At 43.4% G+C, this 23,964-nt stretch carries 21 protein-coding genes; 8 read left to right on the forward strand and 13 right to left on the reverse strand.

Going from position 1 to position 23,964, the window contains the following annotated elements:
• Positions 1-51: 51 nt before the first annotated feature.
• The 3 genes from PCAR9_RS12620 to PCAR9_RS12630 all read right to left on the reverse strand — a co-directional run bounded on the left by PCAR9_RS12620 (position 52) and on the right by PCAR9_RS12630 (position 3,742).
• Entirely contained in the window at positions 52-411 is a 360-nt protein-coding gene (locus PCAR9_RS12620) for a HopJ type III effector protein (protein ID WP_179983898.1), read from the reverse strand.
• A gap of 209 nt (positions 412-620) precedes the next feature.
• Positions 621-2,663: an NADPH-dependent 2,4-dienoyl-CoA reductase gene (locus tag PCAR9_RS12625; protein WP_179983899.1), complete on the reverse strand. Its 2,043-nt coding sequence runs from the start codon at positions 2,661-2,663 to the stop codon at positions 621-623.
• A 239-nt stretch (positions 2,664-2,902) separates the two neighbouring features.
• Positions 2,903-3,742 carry a crotonase/enoyl-CoA hydratase family protein gene (locus tag PCAR9_RS12630; protein ID WP_179983900.1) on the reverse strand — a complete coding sequence of 280 codons (840 nt, stop codon included), beginning with the start codon at positions 3,740-3,742 and terminating at the stop codon, positions 2,903-2,905.
• Positions 3,743-3,880: 138 nt separating this feature from the next.
• On the opposite strand from PCAR9_RS12630, the gene PCAR9_RS12635 reads away from it, so the two are divergent.
• A complete protein-coding gene (locus tag PCAR9_RS12635; RefSeq protein WP_179983901.1) occupies positions 3,881-4,486 on the forward strand; it encodes a TetR/AcrR family transcriptional regulator in 606 nt (201 codons plus the stop codon).
• A 212-nt stretch (positions 4,487-4,698) separates the two neighbouring features.
• Here the strand turns inward: PCAR9_RS12635 and PCAR9_RS12640 are convergent, their stop codons facing one another.
• Complete coding sequence (locus PCAR9_RS12640; RefSeq protein WP_179983902.1) at positions 4,699-6,351, reverse strand: GMC family oxidoreductase; 1,653 nt, start codon at positions 6,349-6,351, stop codon at positions 4,699-4,701.
• 214 nt (positions 6,352-6,565) lie between these two features.
• Between PCAR9_RS12640 and PCAR9_RS12645 the strand changes: the two genes are divergently transcribed.
• Complete coding sequence (locus PCAR9_RS12645; RefSeq protein ID WP_179983903.1) at positions 6,566-7,291, forward strand: DUF1439 domain-containing protein; 726 nt, start codon at positions 6,566-6,568, stop codon at positions 7,289-7,291.
• A 24-nt stretch (positions 7,292-7,315) separates the two neighbouring features.
• On the opposite strand, the gene PCAR9_RS12650 is transcribed toward PCAR9_RS12645, so the two are convergent.
• Genes PCAR9_RS12650 through PCAR9_RS12660 form a run of 3 tightly spaced genes read right to left on the reverse strand, consistent with a single transcriptional unit; the run spans position 7,316 to position 10,695 of the window.
• Positions 7,316-8,755, reverse strand: a complete 1,440-nt coding sequence (locus PCAR9_RS12650) for a wax ester/triacylglycerol synthase domain-containing protein (protein WP_179983904.1) — start codon at positions 8,753-8,755, stop codon at positions 7,316-7,318.
• A 10-nt stretch (positions 8,756-8,765) separates the two neighbouring features.
• Entirely contained in the window at positions 8,766-9,431 is a 666-nt protein-coding gene (locus PCAR9_RS12655; RefSeq protein ID WP_179983905.1) for a TetR/AcrR family transcriptional regulator, read from the reverse strand.
• Between the two features lie 55 nt (positions 9,432-9,486).
• Positions 9,487-10,695, reverse strand: a complete 1,209-nt coding sequence (locus PCAR9_RS12660) for a DUF445 domain-containing protein (RefSeq protein WP_179983906.1) — start codon at positions 10,693-10,695, stop codon at positions 9,487-9,489.
• A 413-nt stretch (positions 10,696-11,108) separates the two neighbouring features.
• On the opposite strand from PCAR9_RS12660, the gene PCAR9_RS12665 reads away from it, so the two are divergent.
• Positions 11,109-12,569 (forward strand): DUF3336 domain-containing protein, encoded by a 1,461-nt coding sequence (locus PCAR9_RS12665; RefSeq protein WP_179983907.1) that lies wholly within the window; start codon positions 11,109-11,111, stop codon positions 12,567-12,569.
• Between the two features lie 78 nt (positions 12,570-12,647).
• Positions 12,648-14,081: a hypothetical protein gene (locus tag PCAR9_RS12670; protein ID WP_179983908.1), complete on the forward strand. Its 1,434-nt coding sequence runs from the start codon at positions 12,648-12,650 to the stop codon at positions 14,079-14,081.
• A 154-nt stretch (positions 14,082-14,235) separates the two neighbouring features.
• Here the strand turns inward: PCAR9_RS12670 and PCAR9_RS12675 are convergent, their stop codons facing one another.
• Entirely contained in the window at positions 14,236-14,598 is a 363-nt protein-coding gene (locus tag PCAR9_RS12675) for a hypothetical protein (RefSeq protein ID WP_118493604.1), read from the reverse strand.
• A gap of 51 nt (positions 14,599-14,649) precedes the next feature.
• The gene (locus PCAR9_RS12680; RefSeq protein WP_118493601.1) at positions 14,650-14,868 is read right to left on the reverse strand and encodes a hypothetical protein; all 219 of its coding nucleotides are present in this window, start codon (positions 14,866-14,868) and stop codon (positions 14,650-14,652) included.
• Positions 14,869-15,405: 537 nt separating this feature from the next.
• Here PCAR9_RS12680 and PCAR9_RS20105 point away from each other — a divergent pair.
• Positions 15,406-15,663, forward strand: coding sequence for a hypothetical protein (locus PCAR9_RS20105; protein ID WP_232091196.1), 258 nt, complete (start codon positions 15,406-15,408; stop codon positions 15,661-15,663).
• Positions 15,664-16,104: 441 nt separating this feature from the next.
• On the opposite strand, the gene PCAR9_RS12690 is transcribed toward PCAR9_RS20105, so the two are convergent.
• From PCAR9_RS12690 to fadR, 4 genes are all read right to left on the reverse strand, one after another.
• The gene (locus PCAR9_RS12690; RefSeq protein ID WP_179983909.1) at positions 16,105-16,872 is read right to left on the reverse strand and encodes a hypothetical protein; all 768 of its coding nucleotides are present in this window, start codon (positions 16,870-16,872) and stop codon (positions 16,105-16,107) included.
• 210 nt (positions 16,873-17,082) lie between these two features.
• On the reverse strand, positions 17,083-17,442 hold the full coding sequence (locus PCAR9_RS12695; RefSeq protein ID WP_025255732.1) for a phasin-related domain-containing protein: 360 nt from the start codon (positions 17,440-17,442) through the stop codon (positions 17,083-17,085).
• Positions 17,443-17,612: 170 nt separating this feature from the next.
• Positions 17,613-19,790 carry a S9 family peptidase gene (locus tag PCAR9_RS12700; protein ID WP_179983910.1) on the reverse strand — a complete coding sequence of 726 codons (2,178 nt, stop codon included), beginning with the start codon at positions 19,788-19,790 and terminating at the stop codon, positions 17,613-17,615.
• A gap of 353 nt (positions 19,791-20,143) precedes the next feature.
• Positions 20,144-20,854 (reverse strand): fatty acid metabolism transcriptional regulator FadR, encoded by a 711-nt coding sequence (fadR, locus tag PCAR9_RS12705; protein ID WP_179983911.1) that lies wholly within the window; start codon positions 20,852-20,854, stop codon positions 20,144-20,146.
• A gap of 429 nt (positions 20,855-21,283) precedes the next feature.
• On the opposite strand from fadR, the gene nhaB reads away from it, so the two are divergent.
• Genes nhaB through PCAR9_RS12720 form a run of 3 tightly spaced genes read left to right on the forward strand, consistent with a single transcriptional unit; the run spans position 21,284 to position 23,934 of the window.
• Complete coding sequence (nhaB, locus tag PCAR9_RS12710; protein ID WP_179983912.1) at positions 21,284-22,858, forward strand: sodium/proton antiporter NhaB; 1,575 nt, start codon at positions 21,284-21,286, stop codon at positions 22,856-22,858.
• 3 nt (positions 22,859-22,861) lie between these two features.
• The gene (gene dsbB / locus PCAR9_RS12715) at positions 22,862-23,389 is read left to right on the forward strand and encodes a disulfide bond formation protein DsbB (RefSeq protein WP_179983913.1); all 528 of its coding nucleotides are present in this window, start codon (positions 22,862-22,864) and stop codon (positions 23,387-23,389) included.
• The gene (locus PCAR9_RS12720) at positions 23,386-23,934 is read left to right on the forward strand and encodes a GNAT family N-acetyltransferase (RefSeq protein ID WP_179983914.1); all 549 of its coding nucleotides are present in this window, start codon (positions 23,386-23,388) and stop codon (positions 23,932-23,934) included. The genes dsbB and PCAR9_RS12720 overlap by 4 nt, the downstream gene beginning before the upstream one ends.
• The last annotated feature ends 30 nt before the right edge of the window (positions 23,935-23,964 follow it).

Raw genomic sequence — 23,964 nt, forward strand, 5'->3', positions numbered from 1 at the left:
TGACGTGATCTTTTTTAAGCGTCTACTGTTTTGGTATTTGAAGCGATGCAGTCATAACGACTTTTCCTTTAAAGGAAACGTCTCAAACGCCACTCCTTCATGGCCCGTTTTCATAAAGTTGCGGATATTGGCGTGGTCGTCGCCGTTAGGGTTATTAAGTACGTCTTCGCGATAGAAGCGTCCAAATAAGGCCAGCGTTTGAGCTTGGTTTAGGTTTAAATGCTGACCGAGTGCGAGCAATTTGCAAGAGCCGTTGTTCTGGTTTGCTTCGTTTGACACATCACCATTGGTAAAAGCAGTGGGCGTGAAAGTAAACGCGCTATCGATAAGCGCAATAACGTCGTTAAATTCGATGGTATCTGGGGAATTAGTAACTGCTTGAACTAAGTCTTGAGTGTTGCTGTATGCCATGTTTATCTCGAAAAAAAGAAAACGATAATAGCAGGTCTAGGCTACCATCGCAGACCGAAAAAGGTCAGGTTTCGGTAGTTTCATAAAAAATCACAGCCTTCGGCTGCTAGATAAAATAAACCCCTCCGAAAAAAGAGGGGTGTATAATGAATTTGAAGCATCTATTGATAAGGTGCTTATATTTCTAACCGCACGTTAGCGCTAGGTAATTAAACCTCTGCGCACACACGCGTGCCTTGGTCAATTGCGCGTTTTGCGTCTAGCTCTAACGCTTCATCAGCACCACCAATTAAGTGATAAGGCATGTTTAAGCCTTCGACGATATCACGCATCGGCTCTTGGCCTGCACAGATGATGATGTTATCTACCGGCAATACTTGGCTATTGCCTTCTACCGTAATGTGTAGCCCTTCATCATCAATTTTGTCGTAGCTCACACCTGGGATCATGGTCACGCCTTTGGCTAGCAAGCCTACTCGGTGTGCCCACCCCGTTGTCTTACCTAAACCCGCGCCAACTTTAGTTGTCTTGCGCTGTAATAGGAAAATCTCTCTCGGAGACGGCTCCGGCTGCGGCTTAACACCTTCAATGCCTGCACGGGCCGAAAAGGTCATATCAATGCCCCACTCTTTCATAAATGCAGGAATGTCTTGGCTTGGTGTTTCTTTGCCATGAGACAAATACTCAGCGGTATCGAAACCAATTCCACCAGCGCCAATAATGGCTACTTTATTGCCAACAGGTTTCTTTTCTTTCAATACTTCAATATAGGTCAGCACTTTTTCGTGCTCAATGCCTTCGATCGCTGGCGTACGCGGCTTGATGCCAGTTGCAATCATGACTTCGTCGAACCCTTCATCGTTTAGCGCAGACGCATCAACATAAGTATTTAGCTTAAGGGTAATGTTTTTATGAAGCTCAATCTGGCGCTTAAAATAACGTAGCGTTTCGTAAAACTCTTCTTTGCCCGGAATTTGTTTGGCAATATTAAATTGCCCACCAATTTCGCTAGACGCATCGTAAATCACAACATCGTGACCGCGCTCGGCAGAGGTCACTGCCGCTGCTAATCCCGCTGGGCCTGCGCCTACTACCGCAATACGCTTTTTGGTTTCTGCAGGTTTAACGTTTATTTCAAGCTCGTGACAGGCGCGTGGGTTCACCAAACAGCTGGTCATTTTGCCGTTAAATACATGGTCAAGGCAGGCTTGGTTACAGCCAATACAGGTATTGATTTCATCAGCTTTATTTTGCTGCGCTTTGCGCACAAAGTCTGGGTCTGCCAAGAATGGACGAGCCATAGACACCATGTCGGCATCACCGCGAGACAGCACTTCTTCCGCAACTTCAGGGGTGTTGATACGGTTTGACGTAATTACTGGAATTGAAAGCGCCTCTCGGAATTTAGCGGTAACCCACGTAAATGCCGCTCGCGGTACTTTAGTGGCAATGGTTGGGATGCGCGCTTCGTGCCAGCCAATACCGGTGTTAATGATAGTGGCACCCGCTTTTTCGATTTCTTTGCCAAGCTGTACGACTTCTTCGTAAGTAGAGCCACCTTCCACAAGGTCTAGCATCGACAAACGATAAATAATGATAAAGTTCTTGCCTACCGCCTCGCGCACGCGGCGCACCACTTCAATTGGCAAGCGTATACGGTTTTCGTATTCACCGCCCCATTCATCATCGCGGTGATTAGTGCGTTTAGCAATAAACTGATTAAGAAAATAGCCTTCAGACCCCATAATCTCAACGCCATCGTAACCCGCACGCTGGGCTTGGGTTGCGGCAGTGATGAAATCTTTAATTTGCTTTTCTATCTCGTCAGCTTCAAGTGCTTTTGGCTTAAACGGATTAATAGGCGCTTGAACCGCAGAAGGTGCAACAAGCTTAGGGCTGTATGCGTAGCGACCCGTATGCAGTATTTGCATACAGATTTTGCCGCCCGCTATGTGCACTGCGTCAGTGACTTCTTTGTGGTTTTTAACTGCTTCGTCTGTATCTAAACGAAATGTTGATGGGTGAGTTGCGCCCTCTTCATTTGGCCCAATACCGCCGGTAACGATAAGCCCTACACCGCCTCTGGCACGTTCGCCGTAGAATGCCGCCATACGTTTGTGGCCATCGGGTAATTCTTCTAAACCTGTATGCATTGAGCCCATAAGTACTCGGTTTTTAAGCGTGGTAAAGCCTAAGTCTAAAGGACGAAATAAATGCGGATAAACGGGATGATCGGTAACGGTCTGATTCATGATACATTCCTGAAAGTTGTTTTGGCTTGGTAAAAGCCGTTAAAAAGCCTGTTTAAATATTCTTATTTGATGCGTTTCTGTAGTAGAAGCGCTCTTTATCTAAATGTTTACTTAATTTAATTTGCTACTTAGTTTATGTAATAGAGATCGTGTCGCGCGCCAGCCCAAACGTATGCTAATCATCATTGGGCCATCAATTGGCAATTAGCTACAAGGGAAACGCGCTTTCATACATTCACTTACGAATTCATTTTTTTAATCGCTGGGTGCAATGGCGGATAATCAGGCAGCGTTTTTGTTTTTTGTGCTTCCATGGCTTTAAACACATCTTCCATTTGGAACATGCCCGCCTGCCACGTGGCCATATAAGTCAAGCTCTCTGCTACCGTGTGTTCTGCCGCGTAGTTAATCATAGTCTTGGTGCCTGAAACCGCGAGCGGCGAATTCATTGCAATCTGCTGCGCTATTTTCATCACTGCGTCTAGCATTGATTCTTGGTCGTCAAATACCTGATTTACAAAGCCAAGTTGCTGCGCTTCTGCGGCACCAAAGTTGCGACCTGTATAAGCCAACTCTTTAACAATGCCAATAGGAATAAGCTTGGGTAGCCGTTGCAGCGTACCGACATCGGCGGTCATGCCTAATTGGGTTTCTTTTATGGTGAAAAAAGCGTCTTGGGTGCAATAGCGCATGTCGCATGCACTAAGTAAATCTACTGCACCACCAATCGCCCCACCCTGTACGGCACCAATAACCGGCATACGTGCCTGCTCTATAGCGGTAAAGCTATCTTGAAGTAACATCACCATACGGCGCATGCGTTCAGCTCTGCGCGATGGGTCGCCCTTAAAGTCTTCTTTCATATTCAGAAACACCGATAAATCCATACCGGCAGAGAAATGCTTACCTGTAGATGAAATAACGATTACCCGTGCTTTGGCTTCATCATCTATTTCTCGAATGGCTGCCGGTAGCTCTGTCCAGAACTCTGGGATCATGCTGTTCATTGCTTCAGGGCGGTTAAGTACTACGTGGGCGATATGGCCCTCTTGTTTTACTTCTAATGTAGAGTACTTCATGGTTTGCGCTGTCTCCTTGGGCTGTTCCTGTTAACAAATTTGCAAACTAGACAGCGTCAAGATAAAAGGCTATGTTGACACTGTCAAGATAAAACGTAATCTATTCGTCTCAATCATGAAGTTGGAAACATTTGGTTTATGGCTAATGCAGTACAAAGCTACCATCACGGTGACCTGCGCAGTGCGCTGATAGAGGCAGCAACTGCGCGTTTGTCTGAACACGGCGTTGATAGTTTATCTCTTAGAAAGCTGGCAGAAGATGCCGGGGTGTCACGTACTGCGCCTTATCATCACTTCAAAGATAAAAGTGCTTTATTAAGCGCTATCGCAGCAAAAGGCTTTAGCGACTGGCATAGCGCAGCAAAACGCATTTTTGAGCAAGAAGATAAAACGCCAAAGGCGCGCTTCCGTGAGTTTGTGCACGAATACATTGGCTACGCCGCCGACAACCCTGAAATGTATGAACTGATGTTTGGGCGCACTATTTGGCAAAATCAAGCGGCAACTAACGACTTAAAAAGCGTTGCGTTCCCTTGCTTTCAATTTCAGGTAACTATGACCCGCTATTGGCAAGACAAAGGGCTGCTTCCAAACAATCAGGATGCATTGAGACTAGCACAGGTGACATGGGGCACGTTACACGGTATTGCGCGTTTACTTATTGACGGCATATACGCTGACAGCAGTCATATCGATGAAATGTGTGATTGTGCAGCGGATTTATTTATGCAAAAGCAGGTGTAAACGTCACATCAACACAACTACTTGAATATAGCGTTGCGCTTGTACGCCGCGAAAGGCGTTTAACTGCCTAGAGCGGAAAAATAGCCTAGAGCGGAAAAATAACCTTCAAGAGACGATCAGCACTGCGTGATAAAAGTGCTGCAAGCAAATGGATGCTTAAAACGGATGAAATGCCAGAGCGAGACGAAGGCTCGCTCGTAGCACTTTTTCAGTTACGCCGATTCTGCTTTAGCCAAAGATACTGGCTGACCTTCGTGCGTCGCTTTAATAAACTCAGCAGCACGTTCGGCAATCATGACGGTGGGTGCGTTAGTATTGCCACCTATTAAACTTGGCATCACCGAAGCATCTACCACTCTAAGACCTGCTATGCCCCTTACCCGTAACTGAGTATCAACCACTGCCATCTCATCGTCATCGCTGCCCATTTTACAGGTACCAATCGGGTGATAGATGGTTTCAGCGCGCTCACGCAAAAACTCTAATATTTCTTCATCTGTTTGTGCTTCTTCCCCTGGATATAGTTCACTGCCTTGGAACTTGTCGAAGTCAGGAGCCGATAGTAGCTTACGAGCAATACGCACACCTTCAATCATAACTTGCTGGTCTTCTTTGGCAGACAAGTAGTTCGGGTCAATAAGCGCTTGATCAGCAGGATGGTTGCTTTGAAGCGATATAGTTCCTCGGCTTTTGGGGTATAGACAGCATACATGTAAGCCATAACCGTACCCAAAGGCCAACTGTCTTCCATGGTCATTTAAGATTGCAGGTAAGAAATGAAACTGAATGTCAGGACCTTGCGTTGCTAAACTTGAACTAACAAAACCACCGGCTTCAGCAATATTTGAAGAAAGAATACCTTTGCGTTTAAACGCGTAGTCTGCAGTGGCTTTCACATAGGAAGGCAAGGCCCCTAACGCCACGGCATAACCCTCTCTGGCCTTACAAGTGAACTGCACAATGGCATCAAGGTGGTCTTGTAAGTTTTGTCCCACACCAGGCAAGTCTTGCTGTACAAAAATACCTTTGTCTTCTAACTCTGCTCTTGGTCCTATACCTGACAGCATGAGAAGTTGAGGAGAGTTTATCGCACCGCCACAAAGAATGACTTCGCTTTTAGCGAAATAGCGGTTTACTGCGCCTTTTTCACGTACCTGAACGCCAATTGCACGCCCTTCTTTTAAGAGCACTTTTTCGGCAGCCACTTTTGTTAAAACAGTTAAGTTATTGCGATGCTTTGCCTGCGTTAAGTAGCCTTTTGCTGTTGAGCAGCGCTGGCCGTTGGCTTGTGTAACATGATAGTAGCCAAGCCCTTCCCTATCGTCTCGGTTAAAGTCGTTAAGCTGTTGATAGCCGGCAAACGAGGCTGAGTTAACAAATGCGTCTGACAGCACGCTGGTATGCCTTAACTTGCTAACATTTAATGGGCCGCCCGTGCCGTGGTATTCATCAGCACCTTCTTCAAAGTTTTCGGAGCGCTTGAAATAAGGCAGCACATCATCAAACGACCAGCCCTCGGCCCCCTCTTCATTGGCCCAGCGGTCGTAGTCTTCCTGTTGTCCGCGAATATAGCACATGGCGTTAACTGAACTGCTGCCGCCTAAAGTTTTACCGCGAGGCCAAAACAGCTCTCTGTCATACATCTCTTTTTGTGGCGCCGTATGATAACCCCAACCTATACCCTCAAACCTACTCAGCAAAGATAAACCAAAAGGAATATGAATAAGTGGGTTGGTATCTTTCGAGCCAGCTTCCAATAGCAAAATATCTAATGCAGGATTTTCCGATAATCGAGTGGCAAGCACCGCCCCGGCAGAACCGCCGCCCACAATGATGTAATCGTATTTGCTGAGTATTTCGCTCATTTCGCCAACTCCTTGAGGGCAAGACTTTTAAATGTTAATAAAACGTTGTGGTACGACCAGATTAGCAAACAATACTTCATCAATAAAAGAATTAAATTGTAAGATTTAAAAAATCTAATAATCCTGATAACTTAAGTGCTATATCGGTATATGCATCACGTTAGACTATCTAACTACGTGCCATTGCCTAGCAACATTAGGCTAAGAATACACCTTGACCAATAACTTATCCTTCAAAGACAAATGCAAAGTGTACCTGGCACAATGGCTTGTGAAATGGGGTAAGCTGACGCACGACGACTTTACCAAAGCTGAGCTCCAAGACCTTATCAACGATAGCTTTCCTTACGCGTTCACCATCAATATCCCTATGGGAAGTGGCACGGTTACCGTGCTTGAAGGCAACATTACATTAGATAATGCAAACAACCGTATTGGTCTTCAGTGCCTTGCGGCACTTAATATTGTGGTAGCTTCTACAACTATTTATCGCGCTCACGTGGTGTTCACTGTGTCAGCATCGCCTCATTACGACAAAAATATGAGCACGCTTTATCTAACCGGCCTTTCCACTGATAGTGTCAGTTTAGTTAACGATGATTACGCGCTTATTAAAGACACGCAGTTTTTAGTTTCGCGCTTCTTTCCTAAAAGTGTAAATACACTCCTTGGCGGCTCGTTAAAGTCAGCCCTATCGCTTTTTAGCGCCGGAACGTCTGATATTGCAGCGGATTATTTACAGGTCTATTTAACGGGTTCGAAACAAGCTGTTTTGGAATACCACATTCCTCACATTAATAACGCGATCAAACAACAAATTACCCAAGAAGACTTAAGCCATGCTATGCGTGGTGACCACTGGCGCGAGGTTCTCTTCTCGAAACTAGGTCAAAACGTACGTGTAGAAGACGACGTACTGCGCTTCTATCTCATCGAATAGCACTTAGTCTGCAAATTACGCATGCTAGTGATCTGACACAATAGAAACAGGCACGGTATCCACCTGCTCACCAATATCATCAATATTTAGCCTTGGGTCGTCCACGCTCGCTTCTAGCATGTCGAATGCCTCTTTAACGTAGCGCGCTAATGGTTGTAACGATTCGATATTTTTATTGCAGCACACCAACCCAACATTCGCAGTGCCCGCGTAGGTCATAAGCGTAATATTTACCCCGCCCCCAGGCGTCATGGTAGAAATGGGATAGCAGGCCAATAACTTCGCATCTTTTAGATACCTTGTATCTTTGGGGCCAGGTACGTTTGAAATTAGAATATTTGCAATGGGTTTAACTAGGCTAGATAGCTTTAACCACTCGAAGACCAGTGCAAGAGATTGAATAGCAATGGTATAGCCACTAAATGCCGCAGGGCGCGCATGCTGCGCTGCATTTTTAACAATACGGTGATTCACCACAATCTGGCGCAACCTAAGGTAGGGGTCGTTTTCGCCATGTGCTAGCTCCACCGGTACAATAGCTATTTTATTACCTGTGGTTTTCTCACCGGGTTTGCGCAAATTAATCGGCATATTGGTGAATAAGGCTTTTTTAAATACCTGACCATGATCTTGTAGCAACTTATGCACACCGATATCAAAGGCGCATAGCAATACCTCGTTCGCGGTAGAGCGCGTGCGTCTTGCAAGTTTCTTTACTCGCTTGAAGTCTAAGTCCATAGTTGCCACGGCCCTACCCGCTTTTACTTGCCCAGTCAGCACTGTTTTCGTGCCCGTAAAAGGAATAGGCATATAATTTGGATTTACACGCAGTACTTTCATAAAAATGCGAATAAAGATGATGAGTAAATCGAACGCTGTTTTTAACGCATAGCCCACCCCAACTAAGCGCTTGTAAAAACTCATCGAGTCTCTACGCTTGTGTCGAAGCCGCTTCACTGCCCAAACAGGTGTAAATTTTGTTTCGTGAGAGTTGGAAACGTAACCAGCCTGAAACCAGCGTACTAAAGTCGCACCATCACCATACATATGGTGAACGCGAGCATAGATGGCAAATGTTTCGCTATTATCGTCAAAAATAAAATGGTATTGCCACAAAGGTTTGTCAGGGTCTAACCGCGACGCATGTAACCTCGCAACAAAGGCGTCCAGCGCTTCTCGGTTTGTAATATCTGCCACTCGATGAATTTGCACATGATAGTCCATGTTTAGCTTTTTCACCGGCGAAAACCCAACAGGGTAACCTAGCACCGTTTTTACCGAACAGTTGAACGGAGAAGTAGCGCGAGCAAAGCTTCTTATTTCTTGGAATAACTGAGGAACATATTCAGTACTTTTTGCCCCTTTTGGAATTGCGAGTAGCTGCAAGCAAGCAACATGTTTGGGGTTCTCGTCTGACTCTGTTATCCAAAATGACTTATCTAAGAAACTGAGCGTTTTTGCCATTACTATTCCTTTACGCGAAGTCTAAGGGTGACGGGGTTGAGGCATTTCTCACAAAGTCATGTGAGTTCAGCATCTGTTCTAGCTCGTGCTTTTGTTCATCAGGCAGCGTCAGCCTTGGCAATACACTCACCATCATGAGTGATAGAGCATGATAACGCTGCATTGTGCTATCCATATGACTGTTTAGCTCATCAAACTGACAAGACTGGGTAATAATTAAAGATATCAAATCTACTAATAGCGCCCTATCTGCATTTGAGGCAATAAGAATACCTCGCTTCGATAGTGACTCGAAAAGAAACGCTAATTGTTTATTTAAGCTAGATAGGATGTGCTGCCTAGGCCGCACAATACTCGGGTATTTTTCCGCCAAGTCAGCTGGACTGCGATAGAAGAAGCGAAATACATGGATGCTATCGATAAGAAGATACAGGTAGTACATGATTTCTTCAGCGTGAAGCGTGTCGAGCTTTTCTCGATTTAGCACCTTCTGCATTTGTTGTTCATGCATTTTCATCAGCGCACTAACTAGGCTGTCTTTACCTTTAAAGTGGTAATAAAGGTTTCCCGGACTAATATCCATTTCGACGGCGATATCCACACTGGTTACCGTGTTTTCGCCGTGCTCATTAAATAATGTTAGCGCGGTGAGTAGTATTTTCTGCGCGGTTTTCATAGTTCAGTTCGACCCTTTGCCAACCCTATGCGTTAGTTTTTGCTAATGGAACACCTTACATAAACACCAAATAAAGTTGGGCAACACCTGCTAACATTCCTAAAATAGCGCCCGTTACGATGAGTTTCCACTCATCTTGTTGATAAGCTGGGCGCAACACCCCTTCGAATTCTTCAACACTCAGTGCCTGCATGCGCTCGCTCAAATCGTGTCCAATCTGCATAGCATTGTTGGCATAATCAAAGGCATAAAGTAAGTATTTATCGGAATTATCAAATATTTGACGTACGGCTAGCGCCTTCATTTGATGGTAATTTTCTGACCCCACACCTAACGCGAAATAAGGCTGAGCGATAGCAACGTAACGTTCAATAGCATCATTAACATGAAGCTCTATTAGCTCTAAAAGCTGCGCAGAACCAGAACCGTGCAATATAACGTGGGTAATGTTTTTCGGCGTTATCAGCTTTTTTTCAATAATGCTTGAGTAAACTTCTGATACTTCTTTTTGCCGCTTTAAAAACATACCCTGAATAGTAATAGGCCCGAGTTTTCGTGGGCGTTTGGGCTCAAATATAATTTTGATGGCAATATAATTAGTCGCATAACCCACAAGCAAGCCGCCTAGGGGTAATATCCACCATGCTTGATAGAAATACCAAAGCAGCATGGTCGGTAAGCCGAACAGGAAGCCGAAATAAAAGCCAGAACGCACTATAAACGGAAATTCTTTGCTGCCGGCGGTTAAGAAAATCTCATTGACAAGTTCTGGGGTGTTAACAAGTTGTTCAACCACCAACTCTTTAATATCTAAAATTTCTGAAACGTTATGCTGAAAGTCGTCCACCATTTTGTGGACCACATTGGGGATGTCGTTTTCGATACGCTGGTAAACTAGATTTTTGCCTTGCACAGGCAAAGCAGCCCAAAGTTGAGGCGCTGACTGGGCCATTACGTCATTAACAACTTTGCGAATAACCTGACCTAAGCGGCGCTCGATAGCCTTCGTTAGCTCATCTGCATCTAAACGCTGGGCTAATTCTTCAACACTTAGCAATTTACCTAAAACTAGCTCTACCTCAATCTCTGCCATTTGACGGCGCTTAGCAGGAATGAGCCCTTGCCAGCCAAGGAAAGGTTTAATACCAACGAACTCTATGGGGTAAAACATCATTTTTACCGCCAAAAAGTTAGTCAGCCATCCAACAATAGCGCTAATTAAAGGAATTGATAGCAGGCTTAGCGTTTGAAAATTCCATTCCATACTACAAAAAAGAGGTCCACATTATTATTTTCTTTCTCAGGCTACTGAGTGCTCATGAAATGGTCAACGTAAAAAACAAAATTACTGCTAATTGTTGATTGAAAACAAGTCTCTGAGAGTCTAAAAATTTAAAGATACCGCTTTGACTCCCGCGCAATAAGAGCAACGCGGTTAATTAAGTAAAAGGGTTTAGGTAGTGGATTCTAAATTTACGCCATACACTCAATATAGCGTAGAAACCGTTGTTGATGTGCGCAGGCTTATCACATGCTTTTTGACAAATGTCGATAAATGCGCCTCTTAGTAAACAGGGTTTGAAATACGTATCTATGCTTTTACTGGTGTTAACCGCGCCTGTTCGCTCGTCTTATAAAAAAGGCAGCAGCGCTCATCAATTAAAATAGGTAATCGTTATGGCAGTATTCGATTTTCGGTTGAAAAAGCTTGAGCATGAGATTGAACATGCAAGCAGTTACGATGAATATGAAGCCGCGTGCCTAGCGCACGATGCGCTGTCTGGCGCTGACGAGTGGAAAGCAGAAGATGCTAGCGATGACTATGATTACAAGCTTATTCGAAAGCGGGTTCAGCGCTTACAACTTGCTAGAGGTAAAGGTGATTTACCTGCACTGATGTCAATACTGCACGAAGGATTGCACGGCAACTTGGGCAATATTGCCAACCCTATACTGCTTACCCAGTGCAAAATTGGCACTAAATACCTTATTGAACAGTTTATTGATGAAGTAATATTGGCATTAGAACAGATCTATAATGCCGACGAGCAAGACGTAGACTTCTATGAAAAGCTGTCATTTTTTGACGAAACTGCGCACGCTTTCGGGCGAAGCTGCCTTATGCTTTCAGGAGGAGCTGGTTTAGGTTTTTTTCATGCTGGTGTGGTCAAGTCGCTAAATGAAAAGAATTTACTACCTACCGTCGTGTCTGGCTCTAGTGCTGGGTCGATCATTGCTGCGATGTTAGGTACGCGAACGCACGATCAGTTGCTAGAAGCTCTCAGCGCGGATTTTATCTACGAGACTTTCAAACATTGGCGAAGCTTTGCCGGTCTTGGTAAAAAAGGACTATTTGATAGCTCAGTACTTGAAAATGCACTGATTGAATTGTTCGACCTTACAACCTTTGAAGAAGCCTTTAAGAAAACTGGCCGCCACATAACTGTGACGGTATCTCCTGCCGACCTGCATCAGCATTCACGACTGTTAAATGCCAAAACCTCGCCCAATGCTATTATTACCCAAGCGGTACGTGCATCTTGTGCGGTACCCGTTATCTTTAGCCCTGTGCAGCTAAGAGCGAAAACTCCGTCTGGCGAGATAGTTCCTTATATCCCTAACCGACGTTTTGCCGACGGTTCGTTAATGGCTGACCTCCCCTACGAACGGTTAGCTCGGTTATACGGTGTCAATCACAGTATCGTAAGCCAAACAAATCCACTAGCGGTGCCGTTCATTTCATCAAATCGCATTGATCCCAACTCGCTATGGGATATGTCGGCACGTCACATTGGACAACTTGCAAAAACCAATAGTATTTTCGCTATCGATATCATTGAACATTTGACTGGAAATAAGAGCGCCAAGCTAGCAATTCATAAAGTACGTTCTATTATTGATCAGCAGTATGTAGGCAATATCAATATTTTACCCAAGCGCCAAATAAGGAATTTATCCCAGGTATTGTCTAACCCAACCCGCGAAAGTATTAACCAGTTAATTGTAAGTGGTGAGCGAGCATCATGGCCGCAACTACATGTTATTAAAAGAAATACCAAAATCAGTGAAAATTTACGGTATCATTTAGGCCAATTGAAAAAACGTGAGGCAGTAGAGCTTGGACACGAGGTTAGGTAACCTTTGTGTCGCTTGGTCTGTCCTGAATTGCTTATAGCAACGTAATCGCAATTCGCAGCATCATTTGAAAGGAAGACGGTGAGCGCACAAAGCCAAAACCCCGATAGCATTTTTACGCAGCAGGTAAAACAACTTATCAACATGATTTATCCTAAAGACTCGGGCTTCGGTTCGGTTTTTGAGGATGCCAGTCATTACTTTTCCCTCGCCCCTTCTCTTGAGCAGCATATTGAAGAATTAAAAGCACAGCTTAAGCGAATAGAAGGTAATAAAAAGAAAGAAGTATTAGCTGAACAGCTTGCTCAACAAATAAGAAATAGCTCAGAAAAACTTGAAGAGGAGCGTTTAGCGAGATTAGAGCGCTTGGACGCTGTAAGCACTAAAATAATCGAGCTCTGTGAAGGCGATAACTGGCAAGAAACACAACAGTTAAGCGCTAAGCTGCTTGGGACCATAATGCTGCTGACACGAGGACCTGAGGGCAATTTTGCTCGTGTGCATATGCGCTTCAAACCGCTCTATAAGGCTGTCTTAACGTTGCGCTTAGTAGATAGACTTTTAGAACACGACACAATTGCCCACAAATATTTATCAAAGTATCGCGAAGCCGCCTCTCGCTTTCGCGGAAACCGCTATTGGCGAGACAAATGGAAAACTGAGTTAGGTCGCCCTCTTATCACCGCCGCCCTTCTGCAAGATATTGGTTTACAGAGCCCTGCTGCGCAGACCATATTAAAAGGTGAAAACGGCGACCTAGATGAGTTTCGTTTATTAGAAGAATCGCAGCGAAAAGACCTGCTGAAGCTAAACTATCACTTCACGTTACGTTACTTATCCGATGGTTTAGGACAGCCTAACTACGTAGGTAACAACAAAGAAGAAAGAGACCGTTTCAATCAAACTCACAAAGATGCTAACGAATTTTTGCTGAGTTTGGTTAAAGACGCCTTTGTGTCAAAAACCGGTTTAGGCGAGATTGTGAAAATCCCGCAAATTTACGTTTCCATCGTGCTTTCTACCAAGTCAGACTATTCCCGCAAGAGCTTACCCAAGGGCTATATGTTAATTGAGCAACTTGCGAAAAAAGGTGGCCTAAATAAACAATTAGCACAGGACTTTGTTGAGCTGGTGGGCTACTTCCCACAAGGTTTTGGTGTTACATATATACCTGTTAATGAAAAAGGCCAAGAGAAAGACCAATATGAATGCGCGATAGTGATTGGGCTGAACCCCGCGAACCCCGCAGAGCCTTTATGCAAAGTCGTGACAAGGAACCAAAAATACATCACCAGCGGTGCGCAAGAAGTCATTCCAAAAGGTAGAAACCTGTATTTCCCAGCAAACAGAAAAAAGCTAATGCGCGTGGGCCAAGAAAGGTTAGGCGAAATTATGAGCCAGCTGTCGAGCAATTTCACGCCAGATGCTATTGATGATTTAGTACCAAGCTTTTGGGAACCCTACGATTTCTTCGGTTTTAAAAAGCATCAGAATTTGTGGGCGAAGAACGGTTAGCGGGTAATGACTAGAAGTGAAGCAGTGCTTAGGGTCTTTTTTGAGAGCCTCTAATCATTCGTGAGTTTAAAAAGAGAGTGCTTCTCCCTGAACTTGTGAGTATAAACGGTGCAATAGAGAGTTGAATTCGTGCTCAATGGGTTAAATTTTAATGCTATTCATTTTGCAATACTTTCATATATATCAGCGATTTGTATATCAACACTAATATCAAACCAGCCAAGATTGTAAACACAATATCCATATAGTCTGTTGTTCCCCAGTCTAACTTAGCCTGCATAAACTCATAGACTATTGTACCAAGAATTAATCCTAGCAATATTTTCTTGAAAGCGTATCTAGTAAACATAAATGGCAAAGAAACAAAAAATACCGAAATAAAATTAGGCATTGAGTACAAAGCCGTGCTCAAAAGAATGTTTTCAGAAACAGAACTTCTATATTGCTCAACAAAACCGTCAGAGTATATTGCGCAAGGAAGACATACACATGCGACCAAAAATGCTTTGTAGTTCATTATCGTTCCGAGTAATTGTGGCCTGCTACTAGAAAAGCAGGCCAGCTAAAGTTATGGGCGATTTAACTCAAAGGTTCTGCGCAACCTTCTAACATTGTAATCGTAAGAAGACTTCATCGAAGCCCATGAGTTTTCGAAATATCGGTTAATTCCGGCAGCACCGCCGATACTTTCATATGTATAATTTACTGCTAAACCAATTCCGACTCCAAGAAGTAATTGATTGCCGCCGTTGACTTGAGCAATTTCCATCTCACATATTTCTTTCATTTTCGATTCCTTATTTAAATATAATTAGAGAGCTCGCTAGACTCTCTTACGCTGATAGTTTTCAGTTTACATATTGATGGCTCGCACTCAGAACTCATACTAATTACATAACTGAATTTAACGAACACCCTAGTGCTCGTCCTTTAAATAATTTAGTATTTTCATTATTAAATAAAATTCTCCCAAACCACAAATAAACTCTATAAAACAGTGGTTTATATGAATTATTATTAACTCGTAAGAATTAAATAACTAAAAATAATCAGAAGGGATTGAATATAATTACTCAATTTCTAACTAACAACATTTGTGGCAGTATTTATCACGCCCTGTACGCTAGCCAATTTGCTCTAAGATATTCTTTCTTAACATTGTCAGGTTATTCGCCAGTTATCTCGAAGACGACCCACTTCATATTTTCTCGAATGGCCTTGCTGAAAGACGTAAAATCAAACTCAAATACAACTACCTCTATGCGTAGCCTACGGCATTAATATTTCTTATACTTGTTTTTATTATTCAAAAGGGAATTTAAGTATGAAAGCGGATGACGAAATTACTATTACACGAGAACTAGCCGCTTCTAGTTTTTGCAACGCAAATTTAAATATTAATAAAGATGCCGTCACTATTACTCCTAGTTTAAAAGCCTATTTGTTTGAATGGGTAATGCAAATTTTTTGTTGGGCATGCTGCATATTTATGTCGGTTAAAGTTTGGCAGTTGGAGCCAAACCTTGATTCGAGAACCGAATTCGTTGTTGTCGTGCTTACACTGGGGGGCTCTTTAGTTTAGGAACGGCCTTTATATGCAGAAAAAGCAGAACAAAATTCTATTTTGACCTAAACGAAAAAGCGCTGAACGTCGGCAGTTCGCATAGTCCAAAAACTAAAGTTGCTTTTGATTCGTTTGAAAAGCTTCTGTTAGTTACGCATCGAATATATACATTTAGTGGGTCACTTACTTGTCACGTGCTAAGCGTTTTAACTAATAACCAAAAACGAATCGCGTTAATGTATCACGGTGATTATTACGCAATACAAAACGATTCAGATATACTCGCGAAAATACTGGGATTAGAAGCGGATAATTTAGAGGCTTGATGCTGCCATTCATTATTTTTGAACTTATTGAAAGACAATCTACTGCACCTCTGACACGAAGCAGCGCCAATTAATGCATAAGCGTGTAATTGGCGCTTTCTTCAAAAGCGACTTCTAGCTATCTTCAGTGCTTTTACTCGTCGTTTTTAGCGGTTTCAGAGGAACTTGATGTACTTTTAGTCGTACTTTGGGCCGGTGTAGTTTTGTTACTCGCCGTTGTTTTACGTGCTGTGCTCTTAGCTGCAGTTGACTTCGCTGTAGTACGCTTACCAGCTGTTCCAGTAGACGCTTTTTTAGTTGTGCTCGTCGATGTCGTCGCAGGCTTTGCCGAACTCGTTTTGCGAGTGCGTGCAGTTGAAGAAGAGGCACTGGGCGACTTAGCCGGAGTACTTTTAGCAGCTGTAGCTTTAGATGCTGTCTTCTCAGGTGCAGCAGCCTTGCTCGCAGTGCTTGCCGCATCTACTTTTTTAGCCGCTTCTTTTGCAGCTAAAAGGGCTACTTGCTCGACGAGCAAATCCACTTTTGCACTCAACATTTCAAGTTGCTGCTCTTTCTGTTGACGTTTTTGACCACCTGATAATGCTGAAAATAACGGCGTTGATGCCACCAGCTTTTGTGCAGCGTCGACTAAAGCGAATGGATTAAGTGTACGCCTAAGTTCACTTTCCACTTCAAGGCCTTTAACCTGCATTGCGTTAATGGTTTCGTGTGTATCGTCAATTCTCTGGCTGACCACACCTGCAGCTTGGTCTAACTTTTCAGATAATAAGTCAGAACCAGCGAAGAGCCATCCGAACAAGGGGGACGATTTTAAAGGTGAAGCGTTGCTACCATTTAGTGTTGTCGTTTTTCTTTCGGCAACAGGCACAACTTCTGGATTGGGAATATTTTTGTTGCTCATAACGCCTCCAATATGGAGATTTGTAAGCATGGCAGTGTAAGGCCTTTTCACAGCTTAGTTTCAAAGCTTTGCTAATAGCTCACTCTAAGCTTGAACACGCGGCTTTCACTGCCACTCAGTTGCAATTTTATTAATACCCTACTCAAACTAAGTAGTAATCAAAAACTGCATATTGAGCACCGCAAGCGGAGCCCAAAAAAGACTATCGCTTTACTTGCTTGCCGCCAGTTTAGCAACAGCTTCAGTCAAGGCATCGATTTTAGCCGAGAGCTCTTCAATACGCTGATCTGCTGGCTCAGAATCAAGACCAAGTTTTTTGCGAACATCAGCTACACGATTTTCCACATCGTTAGTGGTGGATTTAAACTTGCTCTTAGCATCGTCTTCTAGCGTTTCACCTTTAGTTACTAGCTCGTCGAACATTTTGTTCGCTTCTTCGCTTAGTTTCTCGTAACGCCCTTGCGCTTCTTCAACGCTTTTACCATAAGCGCCTAGGCCTGCTAACCAAATTTTACGCGCCATTTCTTCGGCTTCGTTAATTTTGCCTTTAATTGTGTCAGTAGTAGTCATGTTCAGCTCCTATGAATGCTAAATTTGAGTGTGTTTCAACACCATGGTTAAACTGTACGCTTAACAATTAGAATCCGCATACTAAAAACACTAAAAAATAAAAAAGCCCGAAAAGTGGTGACTTATTCGGGCTTAAAGACAAAAGCTAAATTCTAAATATTAGCATCGAATTAAAGTGGTACACCTGCAAGGTGCAAAACAAAGGCATATTCTAGAGCAGTTGATTCAAACCGCTTAAAACGTCCTGACGCGCCGCCGTGCCCCGCTTCCATGTCGGTTTTAAACAGAAGCAAGTTGTCATCTGTTTTATACTCTCTAAGTTTAGCAACCCACTTCATCGGCTCAAAGTATTGAACTTGCGAATCATGTAACCCTGTAGTTACTAGCATGTGTGGATAATCTTTAGCTTCTACTTGATCGTAAGGCGAGTAAGACAGCATGTAATCAAACTCATCTTTATTTGCTGGGTTACCCCATTCAGTATACTCACCTGTGGTCAATGGAATAGTCTCATCGCTCATCGTAGTCACCACGTCAACAAACGGCACGTGAGCACTTACCCCTTGATAAAGCTCAGGGGCCATATTGACAACGGCACCCATTAGTAATCCACCTGCGCTGCCGCCCATTGCAAATACGCGATCTTTATCAGCGTACTGCTTAGCAACTAAGCCTCTTGATACATCAATAAAATCAGTAAATGTATTCATTTTTTGATGCATTTTACCGCTCTCATACCATTCACGCCCTAGCATCTGCCCACCGCGAATATGTGCAATAGCAACAACAAACCCTCTGTCTATTAAAGAAAGCCAGCTGCTCCTAAATGTCGGGTCAATAGTTGCACCGTACGAACCATATGCATATTGATACAGTGGGTTAGTGCCATCTTTCTTAAACTTATCTTTACGATAAACCAAGGACACGGGAATCATTGCGCCATCACGCGCTTCAATCATTACTCTCTCAGATGCATAAGCGGAAGAGTCAAACGTGTCAGACACACGGGTTTGCTTCATCACTTCACTTTCAAGCGTATCAAGGTTGATATCAATGATAGAGCCTGGCGTCGTTAGCGAGCTGTAATAAATTCTTAACTTGTTAGTATCCATTTCAGGGTTCGCATTAAAGTACGCTCCGTAAATTGGATCTTGAGTTGGTATAACCTTTTCTTCTTTTGAAGTTAGGTTGTGTACGACTAAGCGCAACACGCCATTTTCTTTTTCTTTCACAACCAGATGATTTTTCATCACTTCAATACTTTGAAGAAATACCTCTGGACGATGTGGGACTACTTCTTGCCATTTCGACACATCACTTGTTGCATCAAGCGGCGCTTTCATTACTTTGAAGTTTTTTGCATCAATATTAGTTAAAACGTAATAACCGTCACTTGCTTTTGCTACGCTATATTCCTGACCGTCTTTAATAGGTAGGAATACTTCTGATTGAGACGTAGGATTGTCTGCATCTATCAAAGTCACGCCAGTTTTGTCAGTGTTAGAATGATGAATGTAAATAACGCTATCGTCTTTGCTTTTACTGATGTAAGTATAAAACGTAGGGTCGCTCTCTTCGTACATTAAGACATCGTCTTCTTGAGAAGTACCCAGCTTATGACGATACACTTGATAGCCTAAAAGAGTTTGCGGGTCTTTTTTCACATAAAATAAATGTTCATTGTCATTAGCCCACACTGCGCTACCTGACGTGCCCTCTAGTACATCATTTAGCTTTTCGCCGGTATCCAGGTTTTTTACGTATACGGTATAAATTCGACGACTAAGCGTGTCTTCAGAGTACGCCATAAGCGTGTTGTTACTGCTCACCGAGTAACTTCCAATACTAAAATAGTCATGTCCTTCAGACATAACATTTGCATCAAGCAACACTTGTGGCTCTGCATCCAGTGAAGGCTTTCTCAGGTATACAGGATACTCGTTCTCTCCCGAATAACGGGTGAAGTACCAATAGCCATTATCGAAAACAGGTACCGTGGAATCGTCTTTCTCTATACGAGAGATCAGCTCTTCATAAAGTGCTTCACGGGTTTCTTTGAGTGGCGCAAGTACTGTTTCAACATAGCTGTTTTCCTGCTCTAGATGCGCCAATATCTCTTCATCTGTGCGTGAATCATCGCGCATCCAGTAATAATTGTCGTTTCTAGTCACTCCATGCGCCGACATCTCATAAGGCACTTTTTTCGCTACTGGTGCATTTACATTTGTGTTTAACATAACTGATGGAGCCGCCTTGTCTAACTCTTGTTGAACGTTTTCCGTTTTGTTCTCAAGGCTACAGCCTGACATCAGCCCGCCTGCAGCAAGTGCTATCCATATGAATTTCATTATTTTTCCTTTTGTACCCATGTTTAACCACGCTTTGTGCTTTATCGCTGTCAAAAAGTGCTTCTTCAAAACTATCGTAGTTTTGAATTTATGTGCAAAAAAGCCCGTCGCTGTTTTATATAACGAGTATATATAAATGAAAGTGAGGTTCTAGCTTTAATGGCAAATGTATGCGGGTAAGGCGGGAATTAAGTGTTACAAAATATACACGCTTAAAAGATAGAAAAATATTAAGCAGCTTTCACAACCAAAAACACCGCATATCCCTAAGGGCCATGCGGTGCTTGATATAAAAACGTGTTATCGAATTTTAAATAAAGTTTACGTTCTTCTGAACCTAAACGTGACTAACCTTAATCGACTAAATCTTTTGGCATTTCGTCGCGAATAGACAGCCATACTTTACCACTCTCAATACCATAGTTTCTTACCACTACTGGTACTTTTTCGTATTCGCCTTTTTCAGCCACTTCTAGCAAATCAGCGTAATACTTGTTTGCCACGTCTCTTGCTTGCTGGTGCGAGAAAAAGTACCCGCCTATTCTCGAGTAAAGCCCTCGGAATCCGTTCATCATCAAAACGAAAACGTTATTGTTTGAGGCAAGCGCTAGATCGTGAGTCATTTGATAATCGAATTGAGCAAACGCCAAGCCTTCTTGCTCTACATTTTTATATCTCGCGATAATATCTGCAGACGCTTGAGGATTGTTACGAATGGCGCCTCGGATGAAAACTGCACTCAAATTCGTGCGAGCAGCAAGCAGATTATCGACAAGCTCAGGAATGCCCTCTTGGTCTAAGCGAGCCAAGGTTTCAAGAATGTTCAGACCGCACGTTTCCCAGAAATTATTTACCTTGGTCGGCTTGCCGTGTTGAATGGTCAACCAGCCATCACGTGCTAAACGCTGCAATACTTCTCGTAAAGTGGTTCGCGTTACACCAATTAACTCAGAAAGCTCTCGCTCTGCAGGCAAAATGGTGCCAGGTGGAAATCTTCCACTCCAAATAGATTCAACAATATATTCTTCGGCGAATCCGGCTGGACTCTGTGCCTTATAAATCATAACTAATCGCCTGCACGTTCTTGTTATTTTGCAACTGATTGTACCAGATGCTGTTTTATTATCACAATGAATTATGCTTAGTCCACTAAAGGTTTTAACAACTTGTTAAAATTAAAGTGTTATTTCAAAGACCATAAAGCACTACTTGTATACTTTATGTTCAAAATAGTCAGCATTATCTATCTTAATGATAATTATCATCAAAAAAGTGATAAATATTCAGTGACTTTCATATGGTGGGGTCTGTGAATTGCTTTCTCAAGGCGGTAATATCATGTACGCTTAATTTCCGACTATAATGACAGCAACAAAACGGCGGTTAGACGAATTAAATCGTACAGCACCAGCAGTTTAAGTATGCAATAACCGGAACTACACAGTATAAAGATGCGCAAAATGCGTGCTTTGTTGTAAAAGGAACAGGAACTCATGCAAACCTCAATGATCGCGGCGATCTATAAGAATTTCCTGGGACATGCGCCCGACTGGTATAAAAAAACCATTATTGCCTTTCTCATTGTTAATCCCTTCATCTTTATGGTGGATCCATATATAGCTGGCTGGACGCTTGTCATTCAGTTTATTTTTACGCTAGCAATGGCGCTCAAATGCTACCCGCTCCAACCAGGCGGACTCCTTCTTATCGAAGCTATGTTTATAGGTATGACGACACCCGGTCATATGATGCATGAGATTGAAGTGAACTTAGAGGTACTACTACTGCTTGTATTTATGGTAGCTGGTATCTACTTCATGAAAGATTTACTTATGTACTTGTTCACCAAACTGGTTATCAAGGTACGTAATAAGCTAATACTTTCGCTTTCATTTATTTTTGCCTCTGCGTTTTTATCTGCATTCCTAGATGCGCTCACAGTAGTGGCGGTAATCATCAGTGTTGGCTTAGGCTTTTACTCTATTTATCACAAAGTGGCGTCAGGCAAAGAGTTTCATTCTGACCACGACCATACCAGTGATGACGAATTAGGAAGCCACGATTTAGAAGACTTCAGAGCATTTCTACGCAACCTCATGATGCACTCAGCGGTAGGTACAGCGTTAGGTGGCGTTATGACTATGGTAGGTGAACCCCAAAACCTAATTATTGCTGACAAAGCAGGTTGGGACTTTGTAGAGTTCTTTATCCGCATGGCGCCAGTAACCTTACCCGTTTTTGTATTCGGTTTGTTAACCACGGTAGTGTTAGAAAAAACCGGTATGTTCTCGTACGGTGCCAAACTACCCACAGCAGTTAGACAGATTTTGGTCGATTACAACGAACACATGGACAAAGGTCGCAGTAAGCGTGAAACAGCAAAACTTGTGGTTCAAGCGCTAATTGGTGTTTGGCTAATAGTAGGCCTGGCTACACATATGGCGTCGGTCGGTTTGATTGGCTTATCTGTTATTGTGCTAGCCACATCGATGAGCGGTGTAATCGAAGAACATGCGCTAGGAAAAGCATTCGAAGAAGCGCTACCATTTACTGCTTTGCTTTGTGTGTTCTTCGGCGTTGTAGCGGTTATTATTGATCAAGGCCTTTTCCAGCCAGTTATTCATTGGGTACTGTCTTTTGAAGGTGAAACGCAGATGGTCATGTTTTACCTTGCCAACGGCGTTCTTTCGATGGTGAGTGACAACGTGTTTGTAGGCTCAGTGTACATCACAGAAGTAACGGCGGCTTTACAAGCAGGTCAAATTACTCGTGACCAATACGATATGCTTGCGGTAGCAATTAACACAGGGACTAACTTGCCAAGTGTTGCAACGCCAAACGGACAAGCTGCGTTCTTGTTCTTGCTAACATCAGCTATTGCCCCACTACTTCGCCTGTCGTACGGCCGCATGGTGATGATGGCGCTACCGTACACAATTGTACTTACTATTGTAGGTTTGGTGGCAACCTATGTTGGGCTTGCCGATGCAACTCAGTGGCTATACGACATGCACCTTATTGAGCACCACTCGGTTACCGAAGCAGGCGTGCAAGCGGTGGGGCACTAATCCATGCGAGGTCTTATTCACGGCATAAGCCAGTGGGCAGAGCACAAGTCTTCTTGGCTTGTGCTTTTCGCTACATCACTAGCATTGGAAATTGCAGCCCTGTACTTCCAATACGGCATGGGCCTGAAACCATGCATTATGTGCATTTATCAGCGTACGGCTATGTACGGGATTGTGTTGTCGGCACTTGTGGTAATTATAAAGAACAACGGGTTCACCCGTATGCTTGGCTTTGCTGGCTGGGCGGTATCTGCAGGCTGGGGCTTTTTAATAGCCAAAGAGCACGTAGGTATTCTTAACGCTGCCAACCCGTTTTTCGCCAGCTGTGAAATAGTGCCTAACTTTCCTTCATGGTTACAGCTTCATGAGTGGCTGCCCGCGGTGTTTGCTGCTGAAGGTGACTGTTTAGAAGACACGTGGCAGTTTTTGTCTATGGGAATGGCAGAGTGGATGCAAATTATCTTTGCTGCTTACTTCGTTGTATTTGCCGTTATATTTGCCTGCCGCTTGCTGGATAAGAAACCCTTTTGATTGACTTATCCATTTTACCTTCTCGCCTGCCTCCTATACAGACAGAGCAAGGACCAATTAGCATTCAGCGCATCGCAGAGAAACACTGCAATGCGCTATGCGATGCGGGTCAACAATCTATTCACCATGTAAAGCCTTGGTTCGGCTCTGCGGTGTGCCCTGTCACGCCAGCATTGTCGAAGCAGTGTATTACTAGTATGGAGAAAGCTCGCCAGACAGGTTACGGCCTTACGTATTTGTTAATGCATGACGAAAAGTGTTTGGGCATGGGTATTATCAATCATATTCATCACACGCATTTAACCGCAAACCTCGGATACTGGTTAAGACCCGACGCTTGCGGTAGAGGCTTAGCCACGGCGCTATGTGAAGCACTGAAAAAGCTCGCATTCTCGCAAATGAATCTGCACAGACTAGAGTGCTTTGTTGAACCAAACAATAAAGCGAGTATGCGTGTTGCTGAGCGAATTGGCGGTGTGAAAGAAGGGCTGTGTAGAAAACGCGTATTTGGAAGAGACGCGCTTCTCTATGCACTCACTATCTAATCAGCTTAATTGTAAAAGCAGGCCATCAAC

The organism is Alteromonas macleodii, assembly GCF_903772925.1.
Taxonomy (GTDB): domain Bacteria; phylum Pseudomonadota; class Gammaproteobacteria; order Enterobacterales; family Alteromonadaceae; genus Alteromonas; species Alteromonas macleodii_A.

What these genes read in the sequence shown, in the direction of transcription:
- PCAR9_RS12620 (WP_179983898.1), bottom strand. Translation starts at nt 411, where the DNA reads ATGGCATACAGCAACACTCAAGACTTAGTTCAAGCAGTTACTAATTCC.
- PCAR9_RS12625 (WP_179983899.1), bottom strand. Translation starts at nt 2,663, where the DNA reads ATGAATCAGACCGTTACCGATCATCCCGTTTATCCGCATTTATTTCGT.
- PCAR9_RS12630 (WP_179983900.1), bottom strand. Translation starts at nt 3,742, where the DNA reads ATGAAGTACTCTACATTAGAAGTAAAACAAGAGGGCCATATCGCCCAC.
- PCAR9_RS12635 (WP_179983901.1), top strand. Translation starts at nt 3,881, where the DNA reads ATGGCTAATGCAGTACAAAGCTACCATCACGGTGACCTGCGCAGTGCG.
- PCAR9_RS12640 (WP_179983902.1), bottom strand. Translation starts at nt 6,351, where the DNA reads ATGAGCGAAATACTCAGCAAATACGATTACATCATTGTGGGCGGCGGT.
- PCAR9_RS12650 (WP_179983904.1), bottom strand. Translation starts at nt 8,755, where the DNA reads ATGGCAAAAACGCTCAGTTTCTTAGATAAGTCATTTTGGATAACAGAG.
- PCAR9_RS12655 (WP_179983905.1), bottom strand. Translation starts at nt 9,431, where the DNA reads ATGAAAACCGCGCAGAAAATACTACTCACCGCGCTAACATTATTTAAT.
- PCAR9_RS12660 (WP_179983906.1), bottom strand. Translation starts at nt 10,695, where the DNA reads ATGGAATGGAATTTTCAAACGCTAAGCCTGCTATCAATTCCTTTAATT.
- PCAR9_RS12665 (WP_179983907.1), top strand. Translation starts at nt 11,109, where the DNA reads ATGGCAGTATTCGATTTTCGGTTGAAAAAGCTTGAGCATGAGATTGAA.
- PCAR9_RS12675 (WP_118493604.1), bottom strand. Translation starts at nt 14,598, where the DNA reads ATGAACTACAAAGCATTTTTGGTCGCATGTGTATGTCTTCCTTGCGCA.
- PCAR9_RS12680 (WP_118493601.1), bottom strand. Translation starts at nt 14,868, where the DNA reads ATGAAAGAAATATGTGAGATGGAAATTGCTCAAGTCAACGGCGGCAAT.
- PCAR9_RS20105 (WP_232091196.1), top strand. Translation starts at nt 15,406, where the DNA reads ATGAAAGCGGATGACGAAATTACTATTACACGAGAACTAGCCGCTTCT.
- PCAR9_RS12690 (WP_179983909.1), bottom strand. Translation starts at nt 16,872, where the DNA reads ATGAGCAACAAAAATATTCCCAATCCAGAAGTTGTGCCTGTTGCCGAA.
- PCAR9_RS12695 (WP_025255732.1), bottom strand. Translation starts at nt 17,442, where the DNA reads ATGACTACTACTGACACAATTAAAGGCAAAATTAACGAAGCCGAAGAA.
- PCAR9_RS12700 (WP_179983910.1), bottom strand. Translation starts at nt 19,790, where the DNA reads ATGAAATTCATATGGATAGCACTTGCTGCAGGCGGGCTGATGTCAGGC.
- fadR (WP_179983911.1), bottom strand. Translation starts at nt 20,854, where the DNA reads ATGATTTATAAGGCACAGAGTCCAGCCGGATTCGCCGAAGAATATATT.
- nhaB (WP_179983912.1), top strand. Translation starts at nt 21,284, where the DNA reads ATGCAAACCTCAATGATCGCGGCGATCTATAAGAATTTCCTGGGACAT.
- dsbB (WP_179983913.1), top strand. Translation starts at nt 22,862, where the DNA reads ATGCGAGGTCTTATTCACGGCATAAGCCAGTGGGCAGAGCACAAGTCT.